Source organism: Gracilibacillus ureilyticus, from assembly GCF_900111195.1.
GTDB classification, from domain to species: Bacteria; Bacillota; Bacilli; order Bacillales; family Amphibacillaceae; genus Gracilibacillus; species Gracilibacillus ureilyticus.
The window spans coordinates 100,163-117,270 of sequence record NZ_FOGL01000016.1 but is presented as its reverse complement, the minus strand read 5'-3'; the positions used below and the strand labels follow the sequence as shown (position 1 = coordinate 117,270).

The following is a 17,108-nucleotide window of genomic DNA, read 5'->3' as shown; positions in this document are numbered from 1 at the left end:
GGAAGTGAAGTCGATCGGAGGCAGTCCGAAAGCCATCGCGCCGGGAAAATCGGGAGTGAAGTCGCTCGGAGGCAGTCCGAAAGCCTTCGCGTCAGGAAAATCGGAAGTGAAGTCGTCCGTAGGCGGTCTGAAAGCCATCGCGCCAAATAAATCGGAAGTGAAGGTATTCGGCCCTCCGCCGAATACCGCCCCCTCTTTTGTAAATCTCCTTTTATGAAACTATCCTGGTCAAATAAAATAACCTCTCCTCCTCAAACATAGCTGCATAATCATACGAAGCGGACCCACGCATCTCTCTAAACCACTTAGCCCTAGCCCCCACCTTTCACAAGCCTCTTTTCCTAGTACTATTCATCATCTCTATGTAATACCTTTTTACTATTTTGTAACGAAACTGTAATGTTTAATTGTCATATTTCGTGGTATAATCGCCGTGTTAAGAGGTGAGGAAATGAAAAAAGTAATAGTGACATTTGTCCTAATAATTATAGGAACAGTAATATTTTCCCAGAATACAGCACAGGCACAGGAAAATAAGTTAGTAGAAGTAGCTAAGCAGTATATCGGAACTCCTTATCAATGGGGTGGAACAACAACTTCCGGATTTGATTGTTCAGGATACATAAATTATGTATATAATCAATTCGATGTAACTCTTCCACGTACGACCAGCGGCATGTATGCCCAAGGTCAATCCGTATCAAAGGCGAATTTACAAGTTGGCGATATCGTATTTTTTAACACATCGGGAAAAGGCGTTTCCCATGCTGGTATATATATTGGCAATAATGATTTTATACATGCTTCATCAAGCCGTGGTGTGATGATCAGTGGCTTGGATGAAAGTTACTGGGTAAACAGTTATATTGGCGCACGAAAAATATTAAGTGATGAAAAACGTAGTGAATTCACTCCAATCGCAACTGTTACCACTTCAAAGATTTTTAAAGACGTACCTGCTAATCACTGGGCAAAGGATGCAATTGAGTCTCTTTACGAGCAAAAAGTCATCAGCGGACTTAGTGCCAACACATATGGCGTTAATCATAATATAACACGTTCTCAAGCTGTTGCTTTGTTAATGCGTGCAAAAGGTTATGATAAATCTCAAACATCAAATTTCGCAGATGTAAATAGTCACTGGGCCAAAGGAGAAATTGCGGCTGCTGAGAGTAAAGGCTATTTAGATTATATTGAAGGCAATACATTCAATCCTGACCAGCCAATTAATAGAGAAGAAGTAGCAATACTAATCTCGAACATTAACAATCTAACATATAACGGAAGCGGCAAGGCTTTCACAGATGTACCGGCAACACACCCATCATTTGAGGCAATTACTGCACTTCGCGAGCAGCAAATTGTTACAGGATATACTGACGGAAGCTACCGTCCTAATAAAAACTTAACACGTGCTGAATTTGCTGTAACACTTTATAATGTTCTGAATTAATAGATAAACCCCCTATTCCTGGACAACTACTCCCAAGATAGGGGGTTCTTTATTTCCTTCTATTCCGAATAAATCTCTATCACCTGATCATTAGGTAAATGTAATTCAATCGCTAGTTCCTCATAATCTGTCGGCAATGCATCGAATTTCATTTCAAATGTAGTTCCGGTTATTCCGGTGCTGTAGCCAGTACCAAACTGGCTGATTTCTTCCCCGTTAACAAGTAACCTCATTTGCTCAAAATCGATGTTTTCAATCAATGCTTTATTTCCGCTACCAGTGATTCTGGTTAAAGTTGGCGATGCTGTGATGGTTTTAAAGGTTAAATGGCCGTCATCCAGCGTTATTTTTTCATTAATCGGCTGCTTTATTGAATGTCCCATTGCCTTTGACGGGTCATAGGAGAAAGTTAACGTATCGGAGGTAAAGAAAAACTCTACGGTTAACTCTTTAGCAAAGCCGTTCGGCGGCTCAAAGCTGTGTGTTCCTTTCATTACTTTCCCGTCTTCACTGATTTCACCAACTCCACTCTCATGATTGGAATCTGTCAAAAAACCTGTTATTCTGGTTGGCTGATGATCCAATTCAGGGTGCTCCTCAATCGATTGAGGACTTTCCATTGTATAGAACATGACAAGCTGATTATCATCAACAATAACCCCGTCAATCGTAAACCTTACCCCATCTTCAAACGTAATGCTTTTATTAACCACCTGCCCCATGCCGAGATCATTTAAATGCTGCAACGTATCTGAGGTAATATGATCGTATCCGATAATTTTCTTCCCATAATACGCAAGACTTTGATAGTTATACCCTATTAATAAGCTGACAATAATTAATGCAGCAACACTTCGCAAAATGATCCCGTTCCGCTTCGGACGGCGTGTTGGCTGCTTATTTAATCGCTCCCGTAATCGGTCCTCCAACTCTGCCGGTGCATGAGTTTTCTGCAATTGATCCTTTTTCTGACGGATATGCTGTTTCGCACTACTCATCCTGCTCACCTCGATATAATTGATAGAGTTTCTTTAAACCATAATAAATTCGCGATTTTACTGTACCAAGCGATGTATTAGTAATTGCTCCGATAGTTTTCAGGTCCAGATCATGTAAATATTTTAGCCGGATCATTTCTGCCTGTTGAGGATTTAATTGGGCAAGCATTTGATCGAGATCTATCTGAATTTCTGCAGACTCTATTTCATCATCCTGTGCAACAAGTTCTTCCTCTTCTAAAAATTCGGTTTTCTTTCTTTTACGGAACGTATCATAGCAGCACCTGACGAGTATGGTTTTACTCCAGCTGTAGAAAGATTCTCTTTTTTTCAATGTGTGGATTTTTTCATAAAGGATCACAATCATATCTTCCATAACATCCAATGCATCGTCTTTATTTTTCATATAGCTTAATGCGATCCGGTAATATTCATCCTGTTTATTTAAAATAAGTTTAAGCAGCGCCTCTTTATCGCCCTTTTGCGCCTTTTTTACAAGTCTGTCAGTCAAATTGCTGCCCCCTCTCTATATGTAAGAGAAATAATCGCAGAAAAAAGTTCAATATTTCTTAAAAATAGTTTACCATGGAGATTAATAGGTGCGGGAAATATGTGAGGGAGAGGGTTTGAAATGGATAAAGAGATGATGCAAGTGTTAGAAGCGATGGATAGCTGGGATAAAGAATTGTACAAAAAGGAACAAAAGAAGTACTGGTCGCCAATCAAAGTTCCTTTCCAATTATCAGAGGCATTAACTGGTTTAACAAAAAATGAATTAGATATGATAAGAAAAAAACTGGGGATTAAAAATGCAAGTCAGCTAAAAAAAGCTGATCTGGCAGCATTGTTAACAGAGAAAATTCCTGAATACATTGAACAGCAATATCATTTTTGGGATAGTGATATGCTGGACACAATAACTTCGCTTGCTAAGAATAATGGGATAAAGTCTGTATCAAATATTAATGTAGAATTTTTTCGTGACCGCGGATTAGCATTTACAGGGATAGTAAATGACAAAAAAATCATTGCACTGCCGAGTGACCTGATTCCTGCTGTGCAAAGGTTAAAGGAAAATCAATTAGCAAGAAAAGTCTGCCAGAGAAATTCAGAATGGCGAAAGCTTACATATGGCCTTTTGCATTACTATGGCGCACTGGAAAGCCACCAAATGGTTGATCTGCTGGAAAAGTACACAGACAAGCCACTGGACTTTATGGCATATTTTAAAGCAATTGATGAGATGAACAGTTACTATGAAGATATAGTTATTGATCTGAATGGTTTCTCCGACCTGTTAGCAGAGAATCCTCAATGGATTCTGGCAGAGCAGAAGAAACGGAAGGATCTCCCATTTTACCCTTTCACGAAAGCGCAGATATTAGAAGCGAACCAGCCATTTTTTATTGAGAGAAACGTAAGTTACCGTCGGTTTGTGAAGTTTCTGACAAGGAACTTTGACATCGGCAAGGAAGCTGCAGACGAACTGGTGGAGGAATGTGTTTGGGACACAAAGGAAGGTAAAAGTCCGAACGAGGTGATGCGACACCTTACAGAAGTTTTAATTTTTGATCGAATAGAAGATGTACATGCCGTCATGGATCATCTGATGGAATTAATGAACAATACGAGAGAATGGGCACTAAAAGGTCATACATCGGAAGAACTGAGACCAATAGATACGGCGGGTATGCGGCCGTTTCCAGGTTCCATGCAGCAACAGAATAAGCAGGAAACCGTAAGGAAAGTCGGCAGAAATGAACCGTGTCCATGCGGCAGCGGGAAAAAATACAAGAAATGCTGCGGAAAGAGCTAGAGTGGCCTTAATAATATATTCCCTGAGCGAATCTCAAGATATGCTTCTACTCATTCCGCCTGCGGAACATTTGGCCAAACAACCATAGCCAAAATACTGTGACAAAAAGACCTGTTATAACATAAAGCCAAAAAGGTTCCTTGCCAATCTGCATAAAAGCTTGCACTGGCCAGTATAGAGGGAAAATCATCACAAATTTAGCGGTCGGGTGGCTGAATATATAATCAATAAGTGGTGCGAAGAGCATTAGGTTGATTACTTTAATAAGAGCCAGTCCTTCCACTTTATTTGATGCGAGGCTTGCCAGTAATATCGTCACAATGGGAGCTTGGAGGCTCAATAAGATAGATATGGGAAGAAAAGTGGCCCAATCCCATATAGCGATTCCTTGCACCAGTATGAAGAGGTAAGACATAAAGAATGTAACGATAACAGGAGCGGTTATTCTGGCAAGAAGATAACCAGTTTTGGTGATTGGTGTCACCGAAAAATAAACTAATAATCCTTCATCCCGCTCATCTAATATGATTAAACCGTAAAGCATGCCGACCATCAGCGGAGCCATCAGTAGGGAGATGCCGGTAATTATCTGAAAATGCGGTTGTAAGGAAAAAGCCGTGAAGTGGTTAAAGATATCATCTAGTTCCGGCAATCCGTAGCGAATAACTGTTGCTAAAAGCAATATCCCAAATAAAGCAAATAACAATAATGGTTCACGCTGCATATTTTTTATGTCACCAATGGACAGTAACTTTAATTTTTCAATCATCTTCTACACCTCCATTTAGAAACATTTTGTTCGTAAAAATCGTTGGAACTCATGAAGTGTCAGCATATAGGCAATACTGATCCAGGGCGTCAAAACGGCAATAGCATAAAAATAATCCCATAATGAGAGCGTATTAAATGAACCTTCCAAGAGCAGTAGAACAGCCTTTGTCGGGAGCAGATATACCAGAAATGAATCTATCAGATTAAAGAAATCAAGTAATGGTAAATAGAATACAATCACCAAAGCTGGGGACATATATAAGAACATATTGACCGAATCCACCCGTACAGCTAACAGTATCCCTAATAAAGTAAAAAATATGGAGCAAAGCATGACAGCGATGATAAATGGAAAGTAATTCAAGTGGCTCTCGTGAACGGTGATAAATATGATCGAACTAGACAAACAGGAAAGTGTCGTTAGTGATATGACTTTACTGAATAAATATTCATGAATTCGAATTGGACTGACGAATAACGTACTAAAAGTGGATTGGTCCCGCTCCAGTAGTACTAATCCGCCAACAAAAAAGAAGCCTAAAACTGATGGATCTGTAAATATAATTAAGATCGATGCCTGTTCTACATAAGGAGCTGGCAATATGGATAACAACCCGATATACAGAAGACTTACAAGCGCGTAAGCAGGATAGAAGCCATGGCGAATTTGAAATTGCACGTCGAATTTAAAAAGCTCCAGTTTTCTCATTTTAACTTCCTTCCAGTAACTTTTATAAAAATATCCTCTAATGTCGCTTCCTGTGTATGCATTGTGAGAATTTCGTGATGGGCGAGTATATGTTGGAAATGCTTGTTGGCATGAAGCTGATCAAGTGGGAAGAGGCCTTTTTTAATATCTGATTGAGTACGGTATTCCACTTGTAAGTTTTTCTCACCATAAGAGATTTTTAATTGCTTTGGCTGATCAATTAGAGCAATTTCCCCATCTGCCATAAAGGCTACGCGATCGCAGATTTTATCGGCAGTATCCATATGGTGAGTCGTAATGATAATTGTTTTTCCTTTTTCCTTTTCCATTAAAATAAGATCGCGAAGATTCTGTGCATTAATAGGATCTAAGCCGGAAGTAGGTTCATCCAGAAATAAAATATCAGGATCGTTTAACAGGACACGGCAAAAATTCAATCGCATTTTCATTCCTTTCGAATAATGGCTGAACTTCACATTAGCTGCTTCGGTTAAACCTACGCTTGCTAATAGTTGATGAGGGTCCCGGGTCTTTTTTTTATACAGTTTACTGAAAAATTGTAAGTTTTCTAATCCGGTAAATTTATGATAAAAGTTAGGGAACTCGAATCCTACACCAATTTGTTCATAATAATCTGCATTTATTTTGTGAAGTTCTTGCTGATTGATTTTTGCAGTTCCTTTATATCCTTTTAAAATACCAATTAAAATCTTTTGTGTCGTGCTTTTACCTGCACCGGATGGCCCTAAAAAACCGAATATCTCACCATTTGCCACGTCAAAAGAGATATTGTTAATCGTAGCTTCTGTTTTATTTGGATAACGGTATGTTACATCTTTAACGTGGATCATCAGCATTCTCCTCTATAATTAACCCTGATGCTATACATTCAGCTAAAAGATCAACAGCCTCCGGATATATTTCTTCTCCAATTTCACTCTTATGAAGCAAAATAGTGTAAAAACCTCTAATAGATGCTGTAATCGCATGAGTTGAGCGGTTAACCATCCGGTTGTTTTCCTGCCATTTGTTAATGAGCGGAGTGAGGACCCATTCATCCTGTTGAGCGTGCTGTTCCAGTCTTTCTGGAGGAAGTTTTCTTACGAGGTGTTCGAAACTTTCCCCTTGGAAAAGCCGCTTAATCAGCGGGTTCTGGTCGATAAGCTCCATTCCGTACAAGAGCATTTCTTTGAATGTCTGCCGAGTCATCGGTTTATTTTCCATCATCTCCATAATGCTTGCTTTGATGCTGGCCTCTTCCATCTCTAAAATATCGAAGAACAGTACTTCTTTCGAATCAAAGAATTGATAAAAGGAGCCCTGTGCGATACCAACAGCAGAAGTCAGTTGGGAGATGCTTGTTTTCTTTACACCCAGTTCTGAAAATAATTGCTTGCCAACAGCTATTAATTGTTGTGTAATTACTTTTCTTTCCTTTTCGGTAAAACCTTTAACCATCATCACAACCACCTTATGAACATATGAATATATTATATTTTTATTCATGTATAGTTTATATGAACCTGTGTATGTTGTAAATAAAAAAAATCACAAACCCCAATTAAAGAGTTTGTGATCCTGCTTCCATACTACAGCTTAAATCGCTGCACTAATCCTTCCAGTTCTGTAGCCAATTTGTTTAAATGATCGGCATTCTGAGCTACCTGATTAAAGGAGTCTCCTGTTTGATCGATTGTTGCAGAAGTTTCTTCAATTCCTGCAGCTGATTCTTCGGAAACTGCAGCAATTTCTTCGATTGACTGGTTAATCTCATCACTGTTGCCAGCGATATTTTGTAAGTTTTCGGAAATATACTTCACGCCAATCGCCATCTCGGATAAGGATGTATTGATATCGTCAAAAGTTTTTCCGGTCTTGATTACGATATTCGTTCCATTTTCCACTTCTTTATAGCCGTTTTGTAAAGAAGCCGTTACAGCTCCTGTTTCATGCTGAATATTATGGACGATCTGTGTAATGTCGGAAATAGAGGATGATACCTGCTCCGCCAGTTTCCGTACCTCATCGGCAACGACAGCAAAGCCTTTCCCTTGTTCACCGGCACGGGCTGCTTCGATCGCTGCATTTAACGCAAGTAAGTTCGTCTGCTCGGCAATATCTTTAATCACACTTACCAGTTGATTGATCTCCTGTGACTGCTTATCAAGTCCGCTTACTTTTTCCACAGCATCTTTCACGATCGAATCGATTTGTCCCATCTGATTAATCGATGAATTCATTAAATTACTGCCTTCATCCGTCAATTGAAGTACATGCTGGGAGGTAGTATGTACAGATTCCCCGCTGTTGTTTACATCCTTAATTTTGCTGATAAAACTAGCGATCGTATTTGCCAGGTTGCTTGTAGTGTCAGCCTGCGTTTCTGAACCGTTCGCTAACTCTTGCATTGTCACAGCGACCTGTTCATTTCCTTCTTTCACCGTATTGGATGTTTCAATTAACTCGTAACTTTGTGACGACAGTGTATTTGCCACATTTTTAATTTGATTCAGCATATCTTTCAAATTATCATTTACCTGATTGGACGCATGAATTAAGTCAGCAATTTCATCTTGTGATTTTGTCACTAATGGTTCACTGCTTAAATCACCATTCGCCATTAGATCCATTCGTTCTTTTAGTTGAACAATAGGTTTTGCGATCATCCTCGGTACGATAAATGCGATAGCAGAAATTACTAATAATAGTAAGATACCGGAAATGCTGGATACGATTGCTCCACTACGGGCATTCTCAAGTGCGATCTGACTGCTTTCCTTGCTTTGCTGTTCTCTTTTTATGGATAAGTCCGTAAATCCGGTTATTAATTCATTGGAAATTGGTTCTAATCTGTTACTTAATATTTCGGATGCCTGTTCTGTCTCTCCTGCTTCAACTAATGGAAAAAACTCCTCATCGGCAATTTGATTTAACTGGTCAATTTTACCGACTAGTTCGGTCATTGTCTCGTTAGTGCTTAGTGTTAATAGTTCCTCTGTAGAAAGGGAAATTACTTCTCTTAATCCTAAGATGCTTTCTTTATGTTTTGCATCCCCTGAGATAAGGTATCCCCGAAATTCACTTTGAACGCCGCCAAGAAGACTTAATAATTTAAAGTCTGCTGCCAGCAAAGGAATCTCCTTATTGGCAAGCTCCTCTGTTTCTTTTTCCATTTCATTAATGGAATAAGCCATATATAGACCCACACTCAATACTAAAAGGGTAATGATTAGGAAAAACCCCATCAGTTTTGTCCGTATACTTTTAAATCTGTATCGCATCTCAAATCTCTCCCCTTCTGTGCTGTTCAAATTTTAATGTTCTATACTATATTTATCGACAAAAATTATAAAACATTTACAGTTTTCGACATATTTCCGCCTTTTCGGCGAAAAGTCTGTTTTCTATCACATTTTAATGGTAATCTAGTTATTAATAGGTAATGGTAATAGACACGTATACCTTAGAAATGTATGATTAGATTAATCAAGTGGATATTGTTATTCATGGATTTAATAAGCTGATTTATATAGCTGCTGAGCAGTTTTTTCTATAAAACTGAAATGTGAGATAATGAATTCAGGAAGAAGTTAAGAATGAGCAGGTGAACAATGATGGAGTTATTATTTTTCTATATATTATATTTAGTCCCGGCTTCCACCTTTATTTTCATGGCTGGTATGGTATACAGCTATAACCGGCACAGTGCGAGGCATGTTACGTGCAGTCTGTTATATGCATTCACATCGATGTGGTTTTTTGGTGTGTTTACATCTGTGGTTACCTATCCGGATTTGTTTAATGAAATCATGATCTACTGGGTAAATGGGGCTGTTGCCATCACTGCTTTATTATCACTGCATCTCTGGCTTTTGACTGCAAGAATGTATGAAAGGAAAAATGGAAAGTTTCTTAAACTGCTCTTTGTTCCAGGTGTTGTGCTGGTATTGACAATGCCGATCGATTCCTGGATGTGGAATGGGGAGACCTTTTCCCAGGATCATTTATTTGTCCCTGGTCTAGGCCTCCACCTTTTATGGCTCGTTGAGTTTGTGTATCTGCTTCTTATCTTTATTATTACAGTAAAAGAAATGCGACAAGGAAGTATGTCTGCAAAGTTGTGGTTTAAAGGGCTGATCCTCTATTTCATTTGGACAAGCGTTATGTTAGCAGCCGCACTGCTTTTTCAGGAGACAAGAATCTTCTTTTATTTAATTCCACATGGATCTCTATTCTGGGGAGGGGCTGTCTTCCTCAGTATCTATCGCTTCGATTACTTATCATCATATGAAAAGCGTTACCAGGTCCTGTTCAATCGCTCTCCATTAGGTATAATGATTCTGGATGAGGAAGCAATAGTTGTGGAAGCAAGTCCGCGAGTTTCTCAATACTTAGGGGTGAAAAGGGAAGAACTTATTCAGTCATCCATTGTACCGTTTTTAGGCGGGGTCGATAAGCAGGAATTTTTGAATGTGCACCAGAAGCTATTTAAGGAACGGCTGAGCCTTGAGAATGCGGAATTATCCTTTGTCAATAAACAAGGTGAAAGAAAAACAATTGTGATGGACTCTGAATTTATTTTAGTAGAAGAAAAGCCGCTGGAATTTTTAATGGTAAAAGATATCACCGAGGCAAAAAGAAAAGAGGAAAGGGTTCAGTATCTCGCCTATCACGATATACTGACAGGGTTATCAAACAGGGCGGCATTTGAGAAAAAAATGGCTGAGCTTCTAAACAGGGAAGAGGCATTTCATTTTCTGCTGCTTGACTTGAATAAGTTAAAGTTGATTAATGATACATTCGGCCATCAGGTTGGGGATCATGCGATAAGGCATATCGCAACAATTTTACAAGAGTCAACAACAGAGGAAAAACAGCATGTGGCACGCCTTGGTGGAGATGAATTCGTTTTGTTACTCGATGTGGAGGGAACGGATGAAGTGATTGAACAGATTCATCGAAGGCTGGAATCACCAATGAAAATGATTAATCATGAGCCAATTTATTTATCTGCGAGTATAGGTGTCAGCAGATATCCCGAGGATGGAGAAACGTTTGAGCAGTTATACAGGATTGCAGATAAGCGGATGTATATAGAGAAAGGCAAGGGACAGAAATAACGGGATTGATTATCGGAAAAAGGGAATCCAGGTTACGACTGAAGATAAAAGAGCTCTTCATCATCAGAACGGCCCGCAGCTGGCTATGTTGTGATGATGAAGAGCTCAATTTTTTTACAGCTATGAACGCTATCCTTTGTTCAAAGCTAAATTCGCTTTTTGTTTGCGGTAAATAATTCTTAACCGGATAAAGAATCCGACAGCGGCACCGGTTAACCCTAAAGTAATTCCTATCCAGAATCCTGCTGGTCCCCATGAAGTGAAAGCGGCCAGCAGGTAGCCGGAAGGGATACCTATTATCCAGTAAGCAACAAAAGCAATATAGAATGGTACTTTTACATCTTTATATCCGCGAAGCACGCCTTGGAGGCTGGCTTGGGAAGCATCCGACAATGAGTAAATAATCGCAATGATAAACAGTTGGCCTGCAATTTGGACGACTGCCGGGTCTGTTGTGTAAAGATAGGCAATTGGTTCCCTGAAAAAGAATAAGAATATGGATGCTATAGCTAGGAATCCGACTGCACCGATCACTCCGATAAACGAATACTTCTTCGCTGCCTCTAATCGTTTCCCGCCAATTGAGTAGCCGACAACAATCGTAATGGCCATTGATAAACTAAGTGGTACCATAAATAATAAAGTAGTAAAGCTGAGAACAATCTGATTTGCCGCAATAACATTTGTTGTGAACATTTTCCCGACAAGCAATGTAACTACAGAAAAAATACTCGCTTCGAAAAAAATGGAAAGCCCGATGGGGATCCCGATAGCCAGCTGTTCTTTCCATGCTTTGACAGACGGCTTTGCCCACTGGACAAATAATTTAAATTCCTTCACTGCCTGGACTTTAAATGTCATCAGAATACTAATAATTGCGATAATCCAGAATGTAATACCTGTAGCATATCCTGCACCGATCCCGCCAAGCTTTGGCAAGCCGAAATGACCGAAAATTAAGCTGTAATTCAACAGCACATTAAAAGGCACTGCAAGAACAGTAATTATCATCGTGATACGGGTAAATCCCTGACCGTCAAAAAAGTTCCGAATCACATTGGAAAGAAACAATGGAACAATCCCTATGGAAAGACCAACTAAATAATGAAAAGCAATATGATGAACACTTTCTTCCAAATCCATTAAATTCAACACAGGATCGAGAGCGAAAGTACCAACGACGATGATCCCAATCCCCAGTATAATGGAAAGAAAAATAGCTTGTGTTACGGTACGGTGGATCTTATGGCGTTCATTTGCTCCCATCAGCTGGGCGATAATTGGTGTGATTGCGAGCATCACTCCGTTCATTCCTGTGAATATAGGGGACCACAGGCTTGCCCCAATAGCGACCCCCGCAAGATCATCCGTTCCGACGCGGCCTGACATCATCGTGTCAACTAAGTTCATTGCAGCTAAACTGATTTGTGTAATCATGATAGGAAACAAAATTCTCATATATAATTGGATTTTGTCTTTTAGTGTTTCTGCGTGATACATGTGAATCCTCCTTATTTCCTTGATGTCTTGTCTGAATGTGTAACACCAAGCCAGAAAATTTGCCATGATGCCTGCAATTTTCGGCTCGTACGAGATTCATCACCATAAATCAGTTCAACACCTATAGAATCTAACAATGCAGAAAAAGCCATTCCCGCCACAGCGGGTTCCTGAGTTATTTCTTTTTTATCAAAAGCATGCTGGAACCGGTCTACATATAAAAGGTCGACCTGATCAATATATTGATAAAGCTGGTTAATTACTTCCTCATATAAATGCTGAGGTGGGATAAATGTATTACGCAGCCAGAATTTCAACCTGTTATCATCCTGAAACCGATAGACAAAGCTTTCCAATGCCTGCCAGAGAACTTCCTTTAAAGTTTGGTCATAGCTTGAATCAATATAATCTTTTTCTATTTTTATCTCATTGGTGAATGAGTCCTCTAATAGTTGCATAAACAGATCATCTTTTCCTTTAAAATGTGTGTAAATTGACTGCTTTTTGATGCCCACCTGTTTAGCGATATCAGCGAGAGATGTCCCTTCATAGCCATGAATCGCAAATAAATTCAATGCTTCTTGTTTAATTGATTGATAAGACATTAGTTCACCCCTTACGAACGGTCGTCAGTATATCTTAGCAAAGCATTAATTTAGTGTCAATCTTTTATATGGCTCAAATCCGATCAAATACTTTGACTTAAATTTCCCAAATGTAAGATAATAACTCTGAAATGATACATAGGGAAGGGAGTTTTGTTAATTGGCACAGTCTCTAAAAGGAAAAGTAGCCATCATTACAGGTGCAGGGAAAGGTATCGGCCGTTCAACCGCAATTGCTTTAGCGAATGAAGGAGTTCAATTAGGGTTAATCGCACGGACAGAAGAGGATTTACAGGCTGTTCAAAAAGAAGTGGAAGCATCAGGCGGGAAGGCAGCTTATGCTGTAGCAGATGTTTCCTCAATGGAAGAAGTCAATCAAGCTGTTGAAAAATTGAAGGGCAGTCTTGGCCCTGCTGATATTTTAATTAATAATGCTGGTATAGGTAAATTCGGAAAATTCCTTGAGCTCTCACCTGAAGAATGGAAAAATATAATCGATGTTAATTTAATGGGTGCGTACTATGTTACCCGTGCGGTACTGCCACAGTTGATCGAAAAAAATAGCGGGGATATTATTAATGTCTCCTCAACTGCCGGACAGAAAGGTGCTCCTGTTACAAGTGCGTACAGTGCTTCCAAATTTGGTCTGCTCGGTCTGACGGAATCACTGGCGTTGGAGGTCCGTAAACATAATATCCGTGTTACTGCTCTTACTCCAAGTACTGTCGCAACAGAATTAGCATACAAAGAGAATTTGACAGACGGAAATCCGGAAAAAGTAATGCAGCCGGAAGACTTAGCAGAATTTATTGTGGCACAATTGAAGCTGCATCCACGTGTATTTATTAAATCTGCAGGTTTATGGTCAACAAATCCATAGAATGAAAATGATCCCGATTAGTGAAAGTGAGCTGATCGGGATTTTTATATGTTTAACCCGCTCACTTCATTGTGAAATTTAAAAAAACCGATCTACCGGTTGACTATAAAAATATATCGTATTATGATGGTATTAGTTAAGCGCTTTCCCTAAAAATGATTTAGATTTCCGCTAATACAAGGAAAACCAATTATTCAACACAGAAAGTTAAGCGTTTTCTTTTGCTGGAAAATCCAAGTTAGTACAGAGGTTAAGTATCCTCGTAAGTTTTGCTAAGGATCAGTTGAGCAGCAAAGTTCTTTACTGATCGAAAGTTTATTTTGACAAAAGGAGTACACGCTATGACAAAGATGACAGTAGGGATTATTGGAGCGGGAAGAATCGGACAGTTGCATGCTGAATATATGATGAGTACATCGTCCATTGAATTAAAAGGTATTTGTGATATTCATATCTCTCATTTGGAAGGAACAATCTTTGAACAGAATGTACCTGTCATAACAACAGATCCTTCGATCCTATTAGAGGATGAAACAATTGATGCCATATTCATTTGCTCATCAACCGATACACATTGTTATTATATTGAAAAGTGTGCCGAAGCTGGAAAACACATATTTTGTGAGAAGCCGATCAGTTTCAGTTTAGAAGAAACGGAAGCCGCATTAAAGAAAGTGAAAGAATTAGGCGTTAATCTGCAAATTGGTTTTAACAGAAGATTTGATACACATTTTAGAAAGGTGTATCAGACAATAACCGACGGAAAAGTCGGGAATCCCCATATAATAAAAATTACCTCACGCGATCCCGAGCCGCCCAGTGAGGAATATATCCAGTCATCAGGCGGGATGTTCTTTGATATGACGATCCATGATTTTGACATGATACGCTATTTGTCAAGAAGTGAAGTGAAAGCGGTATCAGTAGCTGCTGCGAATCTACTTGGTGACTGTTTTAAAAAATATGATGATGTAGATACCGCCATTATCACGCTGACGTTTGAGGATGGTTCCATAGGTGTTATCGACAACAGCAGACAGGCGGTTTACGGGTATGATCAGAGAATCGAGGTCTTTGGCGAGAAAGGTGTAGTAACGGCAGATAATGAGAGGTTGTCGAATGTACAGGTAGCGACAAAAGAATCCGTGATACTGGATCATCCCAAATACTTTTTCCTTGATAGATATAAAGATGCCTTTCACAAGGAAGTGCAGCAGTTTTCCGAAGCAATCATTAATCACCAGCCAGTCCCCTGTACGGGAGAGGACGGACTGCAGGCTCAAAAGCTGGCCATTGCTGCAAAGCTCGCCTGGAAAGAAAATCGACCGGTTTTGTTAAATGAAATTTAAATAAAGGAGGAATCATACATGCCGAGATTGTTGCAGAAGCCTCATCAGAGGGACCATGAAGGGAATGTGATCAGAATTGATCCGCAAACCGCAGGATGGAAGTATGTAGGCTTCGAAGTGTACCAATTGAAAAAAGGTGAGAAGCTTAGCAAAAATACGGAAAAGAAAGAAGTGTGTATTGTTTTGCTCAGTGGAAAGGCTAATGTCCTGACGAAGGAACGGTCGTTCACTGATATAGGAAATAGGATGAATGTCTTTGAAAAAATTCCGCCATATTCCGTATATGTTCCTCAACATGACCAATATACCATTGAAGCAAAAACAAATCTGGAAGTTGCGGTTTGCTTAGCTCCAGGAAAATCTGGCTATAATGCAAGATTAATAGAGCCTTCTGAAGTAAGTCAGGAAGATCGCGGTTCAGGAAAAATGAGTAGAAAGATTCATAATATTTTACCAGAGCAAAAGGAAGCCGCCAGTTTACTAGTTGTAGAAGTATTTACCCCTGACGGAAATACTTCAAGCTATCCTCCGCACAAGCATGACCAGGATAATCTACCGGATGAATCCTATTTGGAAGAAACCTATTATCATAGGTTAAACCCGTCGCAGGGGTTTGTGTTTCAGAGGGTCTATAATGATGAAAGAAGTCTTGATGAGACAATGAGTGCGGAAGATGGTGATGTAGTTCTTGTCCCAGAAGGGTACCATCCAGTTTCGGGTGTACCTGGTTATGAATCCTATTACTTAAATGTGATGGCAGGACCAGTAAGAACATGGAAATTTCATAATGATGAAGAACATGAGTGGCTAGTACAGCGCTAATCATCAGTTTCCCACACATATTTTTTTAACGTATTTTAGTTAAGCGCTTTATCAACAAAGGAGGTTGTATATGTATCACTTGGATTTTAGATCAGATCGTTCGATGGATTTAGTTGGTATTGGCAGGCTTTGTATCGATTTAAATGCAGATCAATTTAACCGGCCAATGGAAGAAACAACGTCTTTCACAAAGTATGTTGGCGGTTCACCGGCAAATATAGCTATCGGGGCAGCGAGACTCGGACTTAAAAGTGGATTTATTGGAAAAGTTTCTGATGACCAGATGGGTCGTTATATTCAGAAATACCTAAAGGAAAATCAAATTGATGTAAATGGCGTTTCTGTTGACGATACGGGTGCAGTAACTGGTTTGGCTTTTACGGAAATCAAAAGCCCGGAAGATTGCTCTATTTTAATGTACAGGGATAATGTCGCCGATCTCAAGCTTAATCCTTCCAATGTTTCTGAAGAATATATTCAACAAACGAAGGCTCTATTAATTTCAGGAACAGCATTAGCTGCAAGTCCTTCCAGAGAGGCAGTTTTCCTTGCACTCGATTATGCTAAAAAACATGAAGTAACTGTCATTTTTGATCTAGATTACCGGGCCTATACATGGAAAAATGAACAGGAAACAGCTGTTTATTACAATCTTGCAGCAGAAAAATGTGACGTCATTATCGGGACAAGGGAAGAGTTTGATATGATGGAGCAATTTGAGAATTATAGCCAAGATGACCATCGAACTGCAAAGAAATGGTTCGGTTATTGCGCAGAAATCGTTGTGATTAAGCACGGTTCGGAAGGCTCTATCGCTTATACCAAAGATGGGCAGTCGGAGAGAAGTGGGATTTTCCCAACAAAAGTACTGAAAACATTCGGAGCAGGTGATGCTTATGCCTCTTCCTTTATATATGGTTTAATGAACGGCTGGGAGTTAAAAAAGGCGATGGAATTTGGCAGTGCATCCGCTTCGATTGTTATTTCCAAGCACAGTTGTTCTGATGCAATGCCAACTGTTGCAGAGATTAACGAATTTCTACAGACCGCTTCAATAAGCGAAAAGCAATGAGAGCAGGTGGATG

General features: G+C 39.5%; 17 protein-coding genes. 8 read left to right on the top strand and 9 right to left on the bottom strand.

What is annotated here, in order from left to right; all coding sequences use genetic code 11:
* Together BMW36_RS20500 and BMW36_RS15110 are read left to right on the top strand one after the other, a co-directional pair.
* A partial coding sequence (locus BMW36_RS20500) for a hypothetical protein (protein ID WP_217640963.1) occupies nucleotides 1-217 on the top strand: 217 nt, incomplete at its 5' end.
* A gap of 234 nt (nucleotides 218-451) precedes the next feature.
* Entirely contained in the window at nucleotides 452-1,453 is a 1,002-nt protein-coding gene (locus BMW36_RS15110) for a C40 family peptidase (RefSeq protein WP_089742608.1), read from the top strand.
* A 59-nt stretch (nucleotides 1,454-1,512) separates the two neighbouring features.
* Here the strand turns inward: BMW36_RS15110 and BMW36_RS15105 are convergent, their stop codons facing one another.
* Both BMW36_RS15105 and BMW36_RS15100 read right to left on the bottom strand, forming a co-directional pair.
* Nucleotides 1,513-2,451 carry a DUF4179 domain-containing protein gene (locus tag BMW36_RS15105; protein WP_089742606.1) on the bottom strand — a complete coding sequence of 313 codons (939 nt, stop codon included), beginning with the start codon at nucleotides 2,449-2,451 and terminating at the stop codon, nucleotides 1,513-1,515.
* On the bottom strand, nucleotides 2,444-2,962 hold the full coding sequence (locus tag BMW36_RS15100) for an RNA polymerase sigma factor (protein ID WP_089742604.1): 519 nt from the start codon (nucleotides 2,960-2,962) through the stop codon (nucleotides 2,444-2,446). Before BMW36_RS15100 ends, BMW36_RS15105 begins: the two co-directional genes overlap by 8 nt.
* A gap of 120 nt (nucleotides 2,963-3,082) precedes the next feature.
* Between BMW36_RS15100 and BMW36_RS15095 the strand changes: the two genes are divergently transcribed.
* Entirely contained in the window at nucleotides 3,083-4,267 is a 1,185-nt protein-coding gene (locus BMW36_RS15095) for a YecA family protein (protein WP_089742602.1), read from the top strand.
* 46 nt (nucleotides 4,268-4,313) lie between these two features.
* Here BMW36_RS15095 and BMW36_RS15090 read toward each other — a convergent pair whose 3' ends face one another.
* From BMW36_RS15090 to BMW36_RS20635, 5 genes are all read right to left on the bottom strand, one after another.
* Nucleotides 4,314-5,036: an ABC transporter permease gene (locus BMW36_RS15090; protein WP_175480486.1), complete on the bottom strand. Its 723-nt coding sequence runs from the start codon at nucleotides 5,034-5,036 to the stop codon at nucleotides 4,314-4,316.
* A 15-nt stretch (nucleotides 5,037-5,051) separates the two neighbouring features.
* Complete coding sequence (locus tag BMW36_RS15085; protein ID WP_089742599.1) at nucleotides 5,052-5,747, bottom strand: fluoroquinolone export ABC transporter permease subunit; 696 nt, start codon at nucleotides 5,745-5,747, stop codon at nucleotides 5,052-5,054.
* On the bottom strand, nucleotides 5,744-6,598 hold the full coding sequence (locus BMW36_RS15080) for an ABC transporter ATP-binding protein (RefSeq protein ID WP_089742598.1): 855 nt from the start codon (nucleotides 6,596-6,598) through the stop codon (nucleotides 5,744-5,746). Before BMW36_RS15080 ends, BMW36_RS15085 begins: the two co-directional genes overlap by 4 nt.
* Nucleotides 6,585-7,208: a TetR/AcrR family transcriptional regulator gene (locus BMW36_RS15075; RefSeq protein ID WP_245711706.1), complete on the bottom strand. Its 624-nt coding sequence runs from the start codon at nucleotides 7,206-7,208 to the stop codon at nucleotides 6,585-6,587. The genes BMW36_RS15080 and BMW36_RS15075 overlap by 14 nt, the downstream gene beginning before the upstream one ends.
* A gap of 128 nt (nucleotides 7,209-7,336) precedes the next feature.
* A complete protein-coding gene (locus BMW36_RS20635; protein ID WP_089742594.1) occupies nucleotides 7,337-9,028 on the bottom strand; it encodes a methyl-accepting chemotaxis protein in 1,692 nt (563 codons plus the stop codon).
* 330 nt (nucleotides 9,029-9,358) lie between these two features.
* Between BMW36_RS20635 and BMW36_RS15065 the strand changes: the two genes are divergently transcribed.
* Nucleotides 9,359-10,867, top strand: coding sequence for a sensor domain-containing diguanylate cyclase (locus tag BMW36_RS15065; RefSeq protein ID WP_089742592.1), 1,509 nt, complete (start codon nucleotides 9,359-9,361; stop codon nucleotides 10,865-10,867).
* Nucleotides 10,868-10,996: 129 nt separating this feature from the next.
* On the opposite strand, the gene BMW36_RS15060 is transcribed toward BMW36_RS15065, so the two are convergent.
* The gene (locus tag BMW36_RS15060; protein WP_089742590.1) at nucleotides 10,997-12,367 is read right to left on the bottom strand and encodes an MATE family efflux transporter; all 1,371 of its coding nucleotides are present in this window, start codon (nucleotides 12,365-12,367) and stop codon (nucleotides 10,997-10,999) included.
* 11 nt (nucleotides 12,368-12,378) lie between these two features.
* The gene (locus tag BMW36_RS15055; protein WP_089742588.1) at nucleotides 12,379-12,972 is read right to left on the bottom strand and encodes a TetR/AcrR family transcriptional regulator; all 594 of its coding nucleotides are present in this window, start codon (nucleotides 12,970-12,972) and stop codon (nucleotides 12,379-12,381) included.
* A 160-nt stretch (nucleotides 12,973-13,132) separates the two neighbouring features.
* Between BMW36_RS15055 and BMW36_RS15050 the strand changes: the two genes are divergently transcribed.
* The 4 genes from BMW36_RS15050 (at nucleotide 13,133) to iolC (ending at nucleotide 17,095) form a co-directional block, all read left to right on the top strand.
* Nucleotides 13,133-13,852, top strand: coding sequence for a 3-ketoacyl-ACP reductase (locus BMW36_RS15050; protein WP_089742585.1), 720 nt, complete (start codon nucleotides 13,133-13,135; stop codon nucleotides 13,850-13,852).
* Between the two features lie 341 nt (nucleotides 13,853-14,193).
* The gene (gene iolG / locus BMW36_RS15045) at nucleotides 14,194-15,201 is read left to right on the top strand and encodes an inositol 2-dehydrogenase (RefSeq protein WP_089742583.1); all 1,008 of its coding nucleotides are present in this window, start codon (nucleotides 14,194-14,196) and stop codon (nucleotides 15,199-15,201) included.
* An 18-nt stretch (nucleotides 15,202-15,219) separates the two neighbouring features.
* Nucleotides 15,220-16,023, top strand: a complete 804-nt coding sequence (gene iolB / locus BMW36_RS15040) for a 5-deoxy-glucuronate isomerase (RefSeq protein WP_089742581.1) — start codon at nucleotides 15,220-15,222, stop codon at nucleotides 16,021-16,023.
* 70 nt (nucleotides 16,024-16,093) lie between these two features.
* Complete coding sequence (gene iolC / locus BMW36_RS15035) at nucleotides 16,094-17,095, top strand: 5-dehydro-2-deoxygluconokinase (protein WP_089742578.1); 1,002 nt, start codon at nucleotides 16,094-16,096, stop codon at nucleotides 17,093-17,095.
* The last annotated feature ends 13 nt before the right edge of the window (nucleotides 17,096-17,108 follow it).